Origin of the sequence: Shewanella morhuae (genome assembly GCF_003028295.1) — a bacterium.
Lineage (GTDB): Bacteria > Pseudomonadota > Gammaproteobacteria > Enterobacterales > Shewanellaceae > Shewanella > Shewanella morhuae.
Window position 1 is genome coordinate 910,281 of record NZ_PYSG01000003.1, and the last position, 15,850, is coordinate 926,130.

General features: G+C 41.9%; 14 protein-coding genes. 7 read left to right on the top strand and 7 right to left on the bottom strand.

Features of this window, described 5'->3' with window-relative positions; translation table 11 throughout:
• Positions 1–32 precede the first annotated feature (32 nt).
• Entirely contained in the window at positions 33–1,217 is a 1,185-nt protein-coding gene (gene fliB, locus C9I43_RS18635) for a flagellin lysine-N-methylase (RefSeq protein ID WP_107885139.1), read from the bottom strand.
• Between the two features lie 210 nt (positions 1,218–1,427).
• On the bottom strand, positions 1,428–2,030 hold the full coding sequence (locus C9I43_RS18640; RefSeq protein ID WP_107885141.1) for a response regulator transcription factor: 603 nt from the start codon (positions 2,028–2,030) through the stop codon (positions 1,428–1,430).
• A gap of 211 nt (positions 2,031–2,241) precedes the next feature.
• On the opposite strand from C9I43_RS18640, the gene C9I43_RS18645 reads away from it, so the two are divergent.
• Positions 2,242–4,089 carry a sensor histidine kinase gene (locus tag C9I43_RS18645; RefSeq protein WP_107885143.1) on the top strand — a complete coding sequence of 616 codons (1,848 nt, stop codon included), beginning with the start codon at positions 2,242–2,244 and terminating at the stop codon, positions 4,087–4,089.
• 20 nt (positions 4,090–4,109) lie between these two features.
• On the opposite strand, the gene C9I43_RS18650 is transcribed toward C9I43_RS18645, so the two are convergent.
• From C9I43_RS18650 to C9I43_RS18660, 3 genes are all read right to left on the bottom strand, one after another.
• Complete coding sequence (locus C9I43_RS18650; RefSeq protein ID WP_107885145.1) at positions 4,110–5,270, bottom strand: putative sulfate/molybdate transporter; 1,161 nt, start codon at positions 5,268–5,270, stop codon at positions 4,110–4,112.
• Between the two features lie 375 nt (positions 5,271–5,645).
• Complete coding sequence (locus tag C9I43_RS18655) at positions 5,646–6,422, bottom strand: substrate-binding periplasmic protein (RefSeq protein WP_107885147.1); 777 nt, start codon at positions 6,420–6,422, stop codon at positions 5,646–5,648.
• A 1,052-nt stretch (positions 6,423–7,474) separates the two neighbouring features.
• Positions 7,475–8,311: a mechanosensitive ion channel family protein gene (locus C9I43_RS18660; protein ID WP_107885149.1), complete on the bottom strand. Its 837-nt coding sequence runs from the start codon at positions 8,309–8,311 to the stop codon at positions 7,475–7,477.
• A 170-nt stretch (positions 8,312–8,481) separates the two neighbouring features.
• On the opposite strand from C9I43_RS18660, the gene C9I43_RS18665 reads away from it, so the two are divergent.
• Together C9I43_RS18665 and C9I43_RS18670 are read left to right on the top strand one after the other, a co-directional pair.
• Entirely contained in the window at positions 8,482–8,961 is a 480-nt protein-coding gene (locus C9I43_RS18665; RefSeq protein WP_076499321.1) for a hypothetical protein, read from the top strand.
• A gap of 404 nt (positions 8,962–9,365) precedes the next feature.
• Complete coding sequence (locus C9I43_RS18670) at positions 9,366–10,541, top strand: type III PLP-dependent enzyme (RefSeq protein ID WP_107885151.1); 1,176 nt, start codon at positions 9,366–9,368, stop codon at positions 10,539–10,541.
• Between the two features lie 76 nt (positions 10,542–10,617).
• Here the strand turns inward: C9I43_RS18670 and C9I43_RS18675 are convergent, their stop codons facing one another.
• On the bottom strand, positions 10,618–10,830 hold the full coding sequence (locus C9I43_RS18675) for an HP1242/YdcH family protein (RefSeq protein WP_076499317.1): 213 nt from the start codon (positions 10,828–10,830) through the stop codon (positions 10,618–10,620).
• A 412-nt stretch (positions 10,831–11,242) separates the two neighbouring features.
• On the opposite strand from C9I43_RS18675, the gene udp reads away from it, so the two are divergent.
• Complete coding sequence (udp, locus tag C9I43_RS18680; RefSeq protein WP_076499315.1) at positions 11,243–12,001, top strand: uridine phosphorylase; 759 nt, start codon at positions 11,243–11,245, stop codon at positions 11,999–12,001.
• 100 nt (positions 12,002–12,101) lie between these two features.
• Here the strand turns inward: udp and C9I43_RS18685 are convergent, their stop codons facing one another.
• Positions 12,102–12,854, bottom strand: a complete 753-nt coding sequence (locus C9I43_RS18685) for an outer membrane protein OmpK (protein ID WP_076499313.1) — start codon at positions 12,852–12,854, stop codon at positions 12,102–12,104.
• A gap of 463 nt (positions 12,855–13,317) precedes the next feature.
• On the opposite strand from C9I43_RS18685, the gene C9I43_RS18690 reads away from it, so the two are divergent.
• From C9I43_RS18690 to C9I43_RS18700, 3 genes are read left to right on the top strand one after another with little or no spacing between them, the layout of a single operon-like run.
• Positions 13,318–13,788: an NfeD family protein gene (locus tag C9I43_RS18690; RefSeq protein WP_107885153.1), complete on the top strand. Its 471-nt coding sequence runs from the start codon at positions 13,318–13,320 to the stop codon at positions 13,786–13,788.
• A 12-nt stretch (positions 13,789–13,800) separates the two neighbouring features.
• Positions 13,801–14,736 (top strand): SPFH domain-containing protein, encoded by a 936-nt coding sequence (locus C9I43_RS18695; protein WP_076499308.1) that lies wholly within the window; start codon positions 13,801–13,803, stop codon positions 14,734–14,736.
• Complete coding sequence (locus C9I43_RS18700; protein ID WP_181317931.1) at positions 14,736–15,674, top strand: SPFH domain-containing protein; 939 nt, start codon at positions 14,736–14,738, stop codon at positions 15,672–15,674. The genes C9I43_RS18695 and C9I43_RS18700 overlap by 1 nt, the downstream gene beginning before the upstream one ends.
• Positions 15,675–15,850: the final 176 nt, after the last annotated feature.

Below are 15,850 nucleotides of genomic sequence, written 5' to 3' on the forward strand. Positions count from 1 at the left end.
GCCTTTGATTGCAAAAGTAAGCACTTAAAACGTTATGCTTGAATTTTTAATAGGCAAATTGCAGCAGGTACACTGTCTATACCGCATTCTTGTAATGTTGCACTCATACTTTTTACAAACTCAGTTTTATGTTGCCTAACGACTTGATAAATCTGGAAACACATCACAATATCACTTTCTGATAGTCCTTTATTCTTAAAGGCAATCGCAGATAAATAGCAACGGATCATAAAACAATCGAGCACGAGTAAGCGGAATGCTTCCCAAGAGGGTTGTTGTGAGTCTAATAAAGGGAAATGGTTGTGATAAATAGAATACAAAATATAGCGTTCAAACAGTTCGGCATGGCCAGTAAGCGCCGGCGCCGCATGTTCTGTCCAAGCTTGATTTAGCGCATCAATGTGATATTCGTTTTCTTCATTACACAATGCTCTAACTGCATCATTTAGCGTGGTAAATCTTGCGCGTAATCCTCTTGAGTGCGACTGACATAATTCATTATGAACCGTGATAAACGCATGCATTTGTGGCTGAGGTGTATAAGGTAGCTTTTCATATTGCTCCGCCAACGCTCCTGATTCAGCATACAATTTTAGTTGTTGTAAACGCTTATCGAGTTCTTCAATTGGCAGAGTATTTTGACGAACTTGGTCACATACTTTGATTAATAGTCCAATTGCTAGCAATGCATGTTGCCAGCCTCCTTTCATATTCACCAATAGATCGATGCAGGATTCATGGGTTTTTTCTAACCATAGTGGGCTGGGTGATGACGACTGTTTTGTGCCACTTCTATTCGTGTCAAATTGGAACGCATCAGGGTTGAATAGCACTAAACGAGCGACTTCTGGACAAGATAAATAGAGGCTTTCATGCTTATTACCACCAATGACCTTGTGGATCCGTGGATAAGTTTTACATGTGTGGCTCAGCGCCTGCACCCCCGCTTTTGCATGGACATCACACAGCTTTTGTTCATTAACGAATGGACATACACCTTGTTCATTGAGCCTTATATCGGCCCAATCGTTTGCGCTTTTTTTGGTTTCAATAAAGGCCGTTTTTGCCGTTGTGGCGAGCAATGGATGTTTGATGGTGTTTTTATAGCTTTTTTTATCAAAAGATATGCGCCAATCGTTACAACAGCTATCTTCACATTCTGGCCCAATACATTGGAATAATGTGACATAGCCTGGTTTTATGATGAGATTGTCCATCAGTAATTTCTTTATTCTTACAGTGAGTTAGATGAAATATAACAAATAAAACGGACTAATGCCAGTTTAGTCAAACAGTGTTAAACAAAGTTAAATAGCTAAGTTACAACCGTTTGTTATTGCTAAACGGATGACTTACTTATGGTTTAACGCCCTGTTTTATACGCAACTGATTCGGCGCCGCGAGGTTGAGTAGAGAGTAATTATGACTTATAGGATTGAGTTCAGATTACCTAAGTGCTGCACCAGTTCTGCCATATTATTGACTTCGAGCTTTTTGATGATTTTTGCGCGGTGCACTTCAATTGTGCGTAGCGATAAAAACATCACCTCCGAGATTTGTTTGTTAGTCATACCTTGGATGAGATGAGCTAACACTTGTTGTTCTCGCTCGGTGAGTCTTTCAAACTTTTGCTGCAAGCTTTGTTGTTCGAAGTTGGTCAGACTTTCTCGCTGTGCCTTTTCAATCGCTTGGACTAATGATTTACCCGATACCGGCTTTTGAAAAAAATCACAGGCACCTTTGCGAAATGCACTTAATGCCATAGGTAAATCACCGTGACCCGTAAGAAAGATCACTCCCAGTGGGCTTTTAGTCTCCAGTAGTTTTTGTTGTATTTCCTGCCCTGTAATTTCGGGCATACGGCTATCTAAAATAACGCAACCTGCTTGTGATAATACACAGCGCTTGAGAAAGTCGTGGCCATTACTAAAGGTTTGCACTTGATAACCAAATTGTCTGAGCATAAACCCCAATGAATCGAGGATCGCGGCATCGTCATCAACTAAATACAATGGCAATTTGGTAAACATAGCTTTCCTGCTGGAGTTAAAGGGCATGAATAGCTTAAGCCGCAGAGGGACTTAGCTCAATTTTAAGCCTAGGTCTTGAGAGATACATCACTAAATCAGCCTTATCCTATGATCTTAATGTCGGAGTTTGGTGGCATTTCACAGCAGCAATAATGGCGGTAAGTTATGGTCTTGATATGTATGACTAGGCTCTGAAAGACAAGCAACACCTATGAAAAAACATGAGCTATTGCAGCGGGTTTCACTGTTTAGCACATTGGGCTACTGGTTACTGCTGTGTTTGAGTGGGCTGGCCTTATACCATCCTAGCGTTAGCATCGCTGACGAAGCATTGAAAGAGCATCAATTTAGAGTCGGTGTGTTAGCAAATCATGGTGTATTAAAGGCCAAGCAGCGTTGGCAACCTATGATGGATTATCTATCTGAGCAGGTGCCTAATAGTCATTTTGAGGTTGTGCCCGTTGATTTTAATGGCATGCGCAGCCAGTTACTCAGTAACGATCTGCAGTTTATTGTCACCAATCCTGGGCAGTATCTGCACTTAAGTAATCATTTTCCGCTGTCTTGGCTTGCGACGATGAAAAGCCGTAAACATCAGGGCAGCACTTTTACTATCGGCGCGACGATTATCGTGCGTGCTGATAGTCCTATCCGCACTCTGCAAGATTTACGTGGACGCAATGTCGTCGCCAGCGATCCGCAAGCTTTAGGTGGATACCAAGCCGCCATGGGCTTGTTGTATAAAATGGGCTTTCTTTCTGAAGAGTTTTTTGGGCAAGTGCGCTTTCTTGGGTTTCCACTTGAACCATTGGTCTATCAAGTACGTGATGGTAACGCCGATGCCGCGATTGTGCCTTTTTGTACCTTAGAGGAAATGATCGAAACGGGTTTGGTTAATCAAGCTGATTACCGAATCATCCATCCGAATACTCCCGCTGGATATGATTGCGAGGTCAGCACCCAGTTATACCCTAATTGGTCATTTGCGGCGGCGGATACCGTTCCTCCTCAGCTCACAATGGCAATTACCCGCGCCTTATTTGATTTGCCTGTTGACCATGTGGCCGCGATTACGGCTGACACTTTGGGCTGGACTGCACCGATAAGCCAGCTAAAAGTTATTGAATTATTTAAGGAACTGCAGCTACAGCGCGGATCGCCGCCACTTTATCAAACGGTGCATAAATGGATGGCAAAAAACAAAGAATGGGGCATTGCACTACTGTTAATTTTTATCATATCTACGATTTACCACTTGTGGCTTGAGTATAAGTTTCGCCAAAAAAGTGAATTTTTACTCAACACAGAACGACAATTAAAAGATAAAGCGCTGCAGCTTGAGCGCTTACAGAGTGCGGCGATTCTGGGGGAGATTGGCGCAGGTCTTGCCCATGAACTTAATCAACCCATTGCAGCCATCACTCAATACAGCGAAGGCGCTATGTTGCAGTTGGAGCGATTGGGGCAGGATAATCCAGAACTCTACGATGTGTTGGGTAAGATTAATGTGCAGTCTATTCGTGCGGGCGCCGTTGTACACCGCATTCGCGGCTTACTGAAACGCCGTCAGGCAAAGGCTGAACCTTTAAATATTGTACTGGTAGTGAAAGAAGCCTTAGCTTTACTGCGGCGCGAGCTAGATCGTGCTCAAATACATGCTCATGTAAACGTTCATGGAGAACCCTTTGAATTAATGGGCGATAGCGTTGGTTTGAGCCAGATGTGGGTTAACTTGATCAAAAATAGTTTAGATGCGCTAGAGCTCTGCAGTGATCATCGTATGCGTAAATTGTGGATCGAAATTTATTATCAGCCACATAAAATTAAAGTATTAGTGATTGATAATGGTGAAGGACTACAAGGGCAGGCGAGCGAGTTAATGGCTTCTTTCGCATCGACTAAAGATGAAGGTTTAGGGCTCGGCTTAGCTATCTGTAAAGATGTTGTCACTCGCCACCACGGCAGCATTCAAATCGAAAACTGCCAAGATTGCAGTCGTGAGGTCACCTTACCTTGGCAGCAAGGTTGCGTCGTCACGGTAGTATTGCCCAAGGGGTAAGATACTCAGATAATTTAAACCTAACGCATGGCTAACATGGTTTTGCGGCGGGCTTGCTCTAGAATAATGCCCACGGCGAGTCCGGCGGCGGCGTTGATTGCAAGGCAAGTGATCGCGGTTGATAAAATCACCAAGATACAAAAAGGCCTACCATCAATTAAGCGTTTTGACCATGCCAGTTGTAACCCTGCTATCGTCAGTAAGCTGCCGAGGATAGCCATTGGAATTAAGCTTAACAACCAAGCAATATTACTGCCCCAGCAGAGGGCGATAATTAAACAACTACTGCCAAAAATAAGTGGTGCAAGATAAGTGCGTGCGCCAAAATGATATTGTACAGTGAGCCCTCCCGCACCGTGGCACATGGCCGAGGCGCCAAAGGGCGCGAGTAATAAATTGGCTAGGCCTGAGGTTATCGCAAAGTTTTTTGGTGTGAGTTTAGCGGCATCTTCGGGGAATTTTTCCTGTGCCATCGCTGAAATGGCAATAACGGCATTGGTTAGGGTCAATGCCAGTTGCGGTAACACCAGAAAAAGGGCTGCGGAAGTCCATTCGACGGCTGTCGGCCAAGTTAACTGAAATGGTGTTGTCATTGCTTGAATATCAAGATTATTACTGATTAAGCCTGTTTGCGTGCTTGCCTGCCAAATCATCCCTGCCGCAATCACTAAAGGCATAGCAAGGTAACGTAACGGTAAAAATTTACTGATAAAGAGTAGTCCAAAAGCCCCAAAACCTAACAGCCAAAACTCACTCATCATCTTCGCGCCCATCCACATTAGCTGTAGACCGATTGCGAGTTGGATACCGACACTCACGGCTTGAGAGAGTTGTTTAGCTAACCAAGTAATCGCACCGCTAAAGGCAAGAATAAGCAGTATTATCCCCATTAACATGGCACTTGCTTGCAACATTCCAGGTGATAACCCTTGGGCAATAACCAGTGCCGCGATGACTTTCATCGGTTGTACGGGAATTGGGCGGCGGTAAAATAACGCGCTTAGGATAGCGAATAGCCCAAAACCCAAAAAGATTCCTTGGGCTGAAAATTGATTGAGGGCAATAAGCCCGAGTACCAAAGGTAAAAAAGTACCGAGATCGGCAAATGCACCGCTGGTTTCTCCAAGTAAACGGTTAAATGACTGGTTACACACTTTTTTAGGGGAATTGCCCGAGATCATACATATTGCCGTAATTGAACACACTATAACTACGCAAAATAAGTGCCAGAAAAATAAGGTTATTCTGCTGGTAAACTGAGTGAAACTACCGCGCGGCGTCACTCAGCGAGACAAACTGGGGCAGGGTAAAAATTGGCAGGGTCGAAATGTCTGTGTTTGTGTCTATTACTGCTGGGATTAACGATTAACTCAAACTCAGTTATTAGTGGTAATTCAACCACAGCAGTGACAGTTAGTGCCGTGGCGGGTTCTCTTTATTATGTAACCTAAACTCGGGATAACGAGTGTCGAAAAATCTAAATTTAACAAACTAAATCAATGCTATAAATGATTAGTTTGAAACGAAAAATCTATTTAGGCTAACCAGCAATCAGATTAGTGAGTGATGGCGGGTGATTCGGTGAGATTAAGTGGTGGCTCGATGCCATAGGATTCAAATAGCCGAGTGATTTCACCTGAGGTGCGCATGTCGTCGACTATTTGGTGAACTTGTTTAGCATATTGATGCAGCGGTGACATGATCGGAATACTGAAATAGCGGCCGTTATTGCTTATGTCGACATATTCCACCTGCTTAAATCGGGGCTCTTTAGCAAAAATTGACATTTCATGTTGTTCGGAGGTAATGACTAAATCGATGCGCTTCGCCTTCAACATATTGATTAATTGGTCATTATTATTAACAAAAGACACTTTGAGTTGTTTTTGATTATCATTGAACTGCGAACAGTAAAAAGTACCTCTAAGTGCGCCAATGATATAAGGCTTTAATTCATCGAAATGTTTAACCTCAAACTGTCGATTTTCAAGAGCAAAGTAATAGACGTAGCGCTTGTCGTATCCCAGTAGCATAGGGTCTAGGAAATTGTTGCGTTTGGGTGTCATCGAATGGACGGGAATTAGGTCGACTTGTCCTATTTCGGCTATTTTAATCGTGCGTGCCCATGGCACATTACTCCAACTTACCTTGTAACCTAGACGGGTGATGACTTCATTGATCACTGCGGCACCAGGGCCTTTGCATTCACCATTTTCGAAATAAATAACTGGGTGCCTATCGCGACAGTGTGCTTGCCAAACAACAGCAGAGGTTTCTGCCATCGCTTGGGGCAGAAATAAGCATGAAATAATAACTATCAGTATTAGCCTCATTCATCTTGCCTATTAAATGGTCAGTTTTAATTATTTGGCTGGGCAGTTAATCCGACTATCTTTTATTTCTAGTCATTGAGCCGCACCGATTCGGTTAATACAATGATTGTAGTGTTTACACATCCACTGTGCATTTTAAGTAATTATAAATACACTCTATCTTGTCGCGAAAAGATTTAGTTTTTTAATTTGGCCAAACTTTTTCCGGGACTCATTAGTTGCTGGGAAACTTATCTATCCGACTCAAGATAGGGCATTAATTGGGTTTAAGTAGCTTCAATTTTGGTTTCGGCTTAGGCAGGCTCGAATTCCGTGAGGCAAGATTTAGTGCTGGTTTGATAGAGCAGCTGATCGCTATTCATATCGTATTTGCTAAAATGACGCAGCAATAAGCTAGACGTATGGACACTATTTAATAATTGAGTTCTCTATGTTATAGGTGCTCGAAAAGAAATCGTCGAGCCCCTCGATTGGACTGATTTTAATGCCGATGACCATGCCAGTATTGTATTGAGTATGCAGGTAAACCATGGAGGGAATGTACCTATACTGTAAAAAAATCTGCGAACATAGAGGCTTAAATGCAGCTGTAAGGCTCATGAAGGCGAGCTGCTATTTTCAGGAGCTGCAATTAGTGCCTGATCATGGTTTTAGCGATTGTGCTTTATTTGATTTCATTGAACATGAGCTGAAATTTCCATTACCTCATCTGCATTAAGTCGAATATCCACGTGAAAGACGTTGAAGGTAAGTTGTTTCTGGTTAAGAAATGTTAACTGCTAAGCGACCGCATTAGTACGTTAAAGCACGTTCAAATTCCCAAAAACCGTCAATCAGTTGTTCGAGTCATATGCTGTAAAAAGAAAGACATAAAAGAAGCGTGGTATCTGGCAACAAGTCGGGACGATTTATCTAGCCCTAAGTTACTGATGCAGCATGGGAAGTGTTAGGGTATTGAAACAACCTCTAGGGATATCAAGGGCTATCTCGATATTTGGGTGGCATTGAGCTAGGTTGAGCGACTGCGCCGTTCAACCCCATGATCACTAGCGTTATTGATGTTGAATATGGATCTCTTTTATCGGGCACGCAATCTCTATTCCAGCTTGTTTAAGTGCGTTGTAGAGCGCCAAGTTCACTTTGTATTTATGTTGAAAATAGTTTTGTGTCGGTACCCAGTAACGTACACCCATTTCAATCCCGACAGCATTAAAACCATTGATGCCAATATTGGGTGTGGTCTCTTGATAAACATAGGAATTGTTACTTAATAACTCAGTAATCACACTAATGGCATGTTCGGGATTTGTGTTGTAACTGAGATTAAATTGGGTTTCTACTAATTTATTACTGAAGGAATTATGTAAAATCTCGCCAACAATGTGCTTGTTAGGAATATTAATTTGTTCGCCTTCCTCATTGGTGAGAATGGTCATACCTAAATTAATACGTTTAACAACACCGCTTTCTCCTTTTATTTCAATGGTGTTACCCACGAGGAAAGGGCGCGTTACTATAATCGTCACACCAGCGGCATAGTTAGCCAACATGCCTTGCAGCGCTAAACCTGCACCCAAAGAGATAGCACCAATTGCAGCAACCATAGGGGTTACGCTGATGCCGATTTTACTCAGGGCGATAATTCCGACCATAACGATGATGAGAATACGGATAAGGTTACTGACAAAATTGCTGAGAGTGATATCGACATTGTGTTTTTTGAACTGTTTAGCAACTAAGCGCGATACTTTACTAGCAACCCATAGACCGAGTAAAAAAATCAGTAAGGCGCCCACGAGTTGGAAGCTGTAGGTGACTAAAAACTCTGTGACCAGTTGATAAACACCCTGCAACTGTTGTAATTCTTGATTGATTCCTGGTGTTATCATTATGATATCCCTGTAATAAATTTAACTGTACCAGTATAGCGTACAACCCAGTACAAATACTTATTTGCCTTCATCTGTGAAGCGTATCATGTAATCGTGGTTGGTTTAATGAGCGAATAGGGTGAGTCAGGTATGCTGGCAGCTTATCCAATATAGGGAGTTGAGTGTTTATGAAAACGCTATTGTTATGTCTATCTTGTCTATTAACCCCAATATGGGCGTTTGCTGCAAGTTATGTTGCCGGTGATGCGATTAATTCTATTACACTGCTCGATCAACATGATAAAACCGTTACAGTGACAGATGAAACCCAAGTGTTACTTTTTAGCCGTAGCATGAAAGGTGGCGATATTATTAAAGAAGCACTCACTCCTTTGAGTGATACTCAAATGCCTACTGGCTTGGTTTATGTTGCAGATATTAGCGGCATGCCTTCTTTGATTGCTAAGTTTGTTGCTGTACCACAAATGAAAGATTTACCTTTTGTGATTGGCTTAGATAGGGAGGGTGAGATCAGCCGTTTATTACCTGACACTAAAGATATGGCCACTATGATATTGCTCAATCAGCGTAAGATTGTAGACATTGCTTATTTTGACTCTAGTGAAGCCTTGAGCCAAGCGCTTGCCAAACTTAACCAATCGCAGTAATAACTCAGTTAAATTGATGCAGAGTTAGATCATCATATGTAAAACATTACAGATATAAGGCATTACATTGGCATTATTGGGCAGTGTGATGCCATCTCAAATCAGTAGCTTTATGGTGAATATTTGGGCCAGCCAGTCTACCTACCTTTCTTTCGATAATGTCATAAAAGTTAACTTCGTATTCAGTAAATCTACACAAATTTATCTAAGGGTTTATGTAGATAATTATTTGTTTTATCTTAACTTTTTTTAAAATCAAAGTTTGTCAGTATGTGTTGGAATAAAAAATTATTAATTCAGCATAAAAATTCATTGCGTAAAGCAGGGAAATATCGTTTACTGCGCACGTTTTTAAGATATTACACTCACTTTTATTTATTTGACCCCAAGGAGACTCTGGCCCAATGAGCCAATTTCAATCTATTGATGTTGCTGACTATTATGATATGGATACCTTCAAGCGTATTGAAGCGTTTGCCAAAGACAAAGCAACCCCATTCGTCGTGATCGATACTAGTATCATAGCGAAACAATACGATGACATGGTTAATAGTTTTCCTTACGCTAACGTTTATTATGCAGTTAAGGCAAATCCTGCGGCCGAGGTTTTATCTTTATTAAAAGATAAGGGCTCAAATTTTGATATCGCCTCAATTTATGAGCTTGATATGGTGATGAATGTAGGTGTAACAGCCGATCGCGTTAGCTACGGCAACACCATCAAAAAACGCCAAGATGTACGTGCATTTTATGAACGCGGTGTGCGTATGTACGCATCTGACTCAGAAGCCGATCTGCGTATGATCGCCGAAGAAGCACCGGGAGCGCGTGTTTATGTGCGTATTCTGACCGAAGGCACCGATACTGCTGATTGGCCGTTATCGCGTAAATTTGGTTGCCAAAACGAAATGGCTTATGACCTATTAGTGTTGGCGCAAGAATTAGGTTTAGAACCCTTTGGGATTTCGTTCCATGTAGGCTCTCAACAGCGTGATATCGGTGCTTGGGATGCTGCGATTGGTAAAGTTAAAAGCATTTTCGACCGTCTGCGTGATGAGCACAATATTACCTTGAAGATGATCAATATGGGTGGCGGTTTTCCTGCTAACTACATTGATAAAACCAACCAATTGGGTGTATATGCTGAGCAGATCACTCATTTCCTAAAAGAAGATTTTGGTGACGATTTACCGCAAATTATTTTGGAGCCGGGTCGTTCATTGATTTCTAACGCAGGAATTTTAGTCTCTGAAGTGGTACTGGTCAGCAAAAAATCCTACACAGCGTTAGAGCGTTGGGTGTTTACTGATGTGGGTAAATTTTCTGGTTTGATTGAAACCATGGACGAAGCGATTAAGTTTCCAATTTATACCGACCGTAAAGGTGAGCTAGATAAGTGCGTCATTGCCGGCCCAACCTGTGATAGTGCCGATATTATGTATGAACACTACAGTTATGGTTTACCGAATGATCTAGCGATTGGTGACCGTATGTACTGGTTAACTGCTGGCGCTTACACCACGACCTATTCGGCAGTATGTTTTAATGGTTTTCCCCCGCTGAAAGATTACTACCTGTAAGCGATTTAAATTACGATAATAAGGGCGCTTAGGCGCCCTTATTGCTATTTAGAATTGTTGTCTAGACAATAGCGGATTATTGGTGGGACTTAAGGATTTGATAAATCTCTTCTTTTAGGCGTAACTTCTTGCTTTTAAGCTCTTTCACCGCGGGATTAAAATCACTAGCAACCCGTTTTTCTAGCTGTTTAATTTCTTCATCTAAATGATTATGTTCATCGAATTTACGTTGAAAATGAGCATCCTTGGTCTTCAGGGTAGAAATTAATTCTCTGTATTCTGCAAACATCGGTATTCTCCTTGTCGTCACTATTCCACGTTAGTTGAATTTTAACCCTAGCCTTTATACTGGCTGATAAGAAGTTATTTTGCTCAAATTCTGCTCGGCACTAGATTAATACTAAAGACTGAATTATTTAAAGTAACTATAAATCAATGGATTAGATATTATTTATCATAGGAGATGGCAGTTGGGCTTGATCTAGCTCACACTTTATCTGGCATACATTAAACTGATATCCGCAACACGAGTAAATTTGCTATCTTATGATCAGATTTATGTGTAATTAGTAATTTCATTACGATTAGACAATTACTTCTTGCCGATAATTCTGTGATCAAGTTAACCTTCACCGCTTCGATACTAGGTTAAAGTCGATTTAATAAGAATTTAATTATCAAAAATGAAAGGGGTTTTCACAATGGCTGATGTATTTCATTTAGGTTTGACCAAAGCAATGCTCGATGGTGCTACCTTGGCAATCGTGCCTGGTGATCCAGAGCGTGTAAAGCGTATTGCTGAATTAATGGACAATGCGACGTTTCTTGCTAGCCACCGCGAATATACCAGCTATTTAGCGTATGCCGATGGCAAGCCGGTTGTCGTGTGTTCAACCGGTATCGGTGGTCCATCGACGTCTATTGCGGTAGAAGAATTGGCACAATTGGGTGTGAATACCTTTTTGCGTATTGGTACCACAGGCGCTATCCAACCTCATGTGAATGTAGGTGATGTGATTGTGACTCAAGCTTCAGTGCGTTTAGATGGCGCAAGCTTGCATTTTGCACCTATGGAGTTTCCTGCGGTTGCCAACTTTGAATGTACTACCGCTATGGTTGCAGCGTGTCGTGATGCTGGCGTAGAACCACACATCGGTATTACTGCATCTTCTGATACTTTCTACCCAGGTCAAGAGCGTTACGATACTGTCAGTGGCCGTATAACACGTCGCTTTGCTGGGTCGATGAAAGAGTGGCAAGACATGGGCGTGTTGAACTATGAGATGGAGTCTTCTACTTTATTCACTATGTGTGCGACTCAAGGTTGGCGTGCAGCCTGTGTTGCTGGTGTGATTGTTAACCGCACTCAGCAAGAAATCCCTAATGAAACCACAATGAAGAAAACTGAAGTGAACGCGATTGCTATCGTGATTGCTGCGGCAAAAAAACTGCTTGCTTAAGGTTAATTAAGCCAAACGGTGCTTCTCTGTATAGGGACAGCTCAATAAAAAAGGTGCCTCAGGCACCTTTTTTATTGCTTTAAAACCGTATTGATATCGATTAAAAGTGATACTTGGCAATCACAGAGTAAGTGTCTTGATCTACGCCTTTCACGCCGTATTTATTTGTCCACAGATCGTACTCAATACCCACCAATAACTTATTGGCCTGATGATCGCCGAATAGACTCTTACCAAGGTCGTATTTTAGCTGTGGATTAAAGTGGAAGTTCTCTTCGTAGCCGTTATCATCGCTGGCAAATACCCAGTCGATAAAGCCATCGAGTACTATATTGGCTGAACCAATAGGAATATCGATACGGAAAGCCGGGCTAAACTGCCAGCCATCGCTATTATTGCCTGTGCTCATACCCTCACGACGGTAAGTATTCAAGTTCAGGTAGGTGAAATAAGGCACGGCAACATCAATACCTAGGCCGTAAAGTAAACTGTGGACAGGACCTTCGCCTTCTTCATAGGTTAATGCCAGAGATAGATCGGTCACTGGGCCAAAGGCTATTTTTTCACCAAGAATTTTACTGGCACTGAAGCGTGGTGAAATTTCACCATAGGTTGTACTGTCCATAGAAGCGTTGTTACCTTTGAAATAGATAAAATCTTGGAAGGCAAACCAATCACCGTATTTCCAAGCTCCAGCCGTTTCTAGAGTAATAGTCGCTTGTTTATCTGATGGTGCTAAATCGTAGTCTTCACCATATAACGCGGTGGCACTGAAATCCCACCACTGTACTAAATCATCGGCAAATACTTGAGGCGAAAGCATTAATGCTAGGCATAGACATGTTTTTTTCATTGTTATTTCCTGTTGTAGAGGTCGACGTCAATTCGTGTCTTATTCAATCTATTCTTTGCTCTAATGGCATGGCTTGATGGGTAAGTTCAAACCTAGCGCGATAGTACGGCAAAGTATGGCTAAAAATTGAGGGCAATATATGCAAAATCGTAGCGTTATTCAAAGTTTTTATTGAGTGTTGTTGTCAAAATCACATAATAGGCGCATGAGTTTTTTATAGTTATATTATTGATTTAAAGGTTTTTATTGTTTTTTACTTTTATAGCAAGTCTAAATTATGTTCATTTTAAAAATTGATTGTGCTGAATATTAAAACAAAATAATGACTTAGATGCGCGCGGGCGTAAGAACAGTGTTTAGCTGATAGTAGATTGTGGATTGTAAATATCGACATATTATGTCGATTACCTATAACGCTGCTGCTATAGTTGCTACATAGTGCGCTTTCATTTCAGGGGGAAATATGGCGTTTTCAAATCCGATTTTAGTGTGGGCAGTGGTAGGTTTAGTATTAATGCTGGCTGAACTGGTGGTTCCTGGTGGTGTGATTGTCTTGTTGGGAGCGGCGTGTTTAGTTGTAGCTGGCGCGTTAAGCATAGGGCTAGTCGAAGGCATAGTGCAGAGCCTGACTTTGTGGTTTATTGCTGCGATTGTATTGTTATTGGCTTTTAGACAAGTGACACAAAGGCTTGTTGGCGGGGATTCCCATGTGGATAACACGGATGAGGCAATCGACTTATATAATCAAATTGCGCATGTAAAACAAACCATTGGTCCGGGGCAAACTACTGGGCGGGTTGAGTTCCAAGGTATTGAATGGCCAGCGCTTGGCGATGGCAGTATCATAGTTGCAGGAACTGATGTCAGAATTATTTGCCGTGAAAATATTGCTCTAGTTGTTGAGCCTGTTGCTGTAGAAACTGCCAAAAATTAAAGGATGGGAGCTATGTTTGTATTTACTTTAGTTATTTTATTTATCTTTTTTATTCTCTATAAATTAATGCTCATTGTACCGATGCGAGAAGTGCATGTTATTGAGCGTCTTGGTAAATTTCGTACAGTATTACAACCCGGATTTCACTTTCTTATTCCCTTCTTCGATCGCGTCTCCTACCGTCATGATACCCGTGAACAAGTATTAGATGTGCCGCCACAAAGCTGTATCTCTAAAGATAACACTCAACTAGAGGTAGATGGCCTTGTCTATCTGAAAGTGATGGATGGTAAATTGGCAAGTTATGGCATTGAAAACTATCGTAAAGCGGCGGTGAACTTAGCCCAAACTACTATGCGTTCTGAAATTGGTAAGCTGAGTTTGAGTGAGACTTTTTCTGAGCGTGATAGCCTAAATGAATCCATAGTACGTGAAATAGATAAAGCATCTGAGCCTTGGGGTATTAAGGTGCTGCGTTATGAGATCCGCAATATCACGCCTTCACGTCATGTTATCCACACCCTTGAAAAACAAATGGAAGCTGAGCGCCGTAAGCGCGCAGAAATCACCTTGGCCAATGCTGAGAAAGCGGCGATGATCAATATGTCAGAAGGCGAACGCCAAGAGGCTATTAATCTTTCAGAAGGTCAAAAACAAAAACGTATAAACGAAGCCAAAGGTACCGGGCAAGAGATAGCGATTATTGCCAAAGCGAAATCCGAAGGCATGGCGATGATCTCACAGGCTCTAGCCGTTAATGGCGGTACTGATGCAATGAATATGCTGCTAAAAGAGCAGTTTATTGCTCAAGTCGGTAAAATTCTTAATGATGCACAAGTTTCAGTGGTTCCTGCGGAAATGGCAAAACTCGAAGGTTTCTTTGAGGGTATGGATCAAGTCACTCAAACAATGAGCGGCCATAATAATCTTGGCAAAGGAGCGCGATAATGAATATTCCCTTAGATACTGATTTAATTGTTATGGCAATTTGGGGACTTATCTTTGCCATTTTCGTGATTAAGTTATTTCAATCTATTCGTCTAGTACCGACGAAGTCTGCTCATATTGTGGAGCGATTAGGCAAGTATCACTGTACCTTAGATGCGGGTTTCCATGCACTGATTCCCTTTGTGGATAAAGTCGCTTTTATTCATGATTTGAAAGAAGAGACTATTGATGTACCGCCGCAGGAATGTTTTTCGAGTGATGAAGTGAATGTTGAAGTCGATGGCGTTATTTATATCTCTGTGACTGACCCTATCAAAGCCAGTTACGGCATTACTGATTATCGCTATGCCGCAATCCAGTTAGCACAAACGACAACGCGTTCAGTTATTGGGACGCTCGATCTTGACCGTACATTCGAAGAGCGTGATGTGATTTCTGCCAAGGTTGTAGAAGTTTTAGATCAAGCGGGCGCTACGTGGGGAATACGTGTACACCGTTATGAAATTAAAAATATTACCCCACCTGAAACCGTTAAAAATGCCATGGAAATGCAAGTGAATGCTGAGCGTGAACGTCGTGCATTATTAGCTAAGAGTGAAGGCGACAAACAGAGCAAAATTAACCGTTCTGAAGGTGTTAAAGCTGAAACGGTAAACCGTTCTGAAGGTGAGATGCAACGCCGAATTAACGAGGCTGAGGGTAAGGCTGAGGAGATTTTAACGATTTCTCGTGCAACGGCAGAATCGATTGAACGCCTCGCCTCTGTGATTGCCGCGCCTGGTGGCCACAATGCTTTGCGGCTGCAGCTCGGCCAGCAGTACTTTAAGCAACTCGATGGCTTAAGTCAGAAGAGTAGCCGTATTGTATTACCGGGTAATATGGTGGATTTCGATTATTGGATGAATAGCATCAGCTTAACCGAAGAAAAACCCACTTAAGATTGTTGTCTAATCGGTAATGTAGGTTTTAGTCTGGTGTAAAATAAGGTCAAGCATTCTGTGTTTGACCTTATTTTTGGTAGTAATTTGATGATTTAGTTGAGGACTAGAATTGATGATGCAGCTTCTGTTGCGTGAATAAGTAGAAGCTGCTGTCAGGGTTAGATGATTCATTA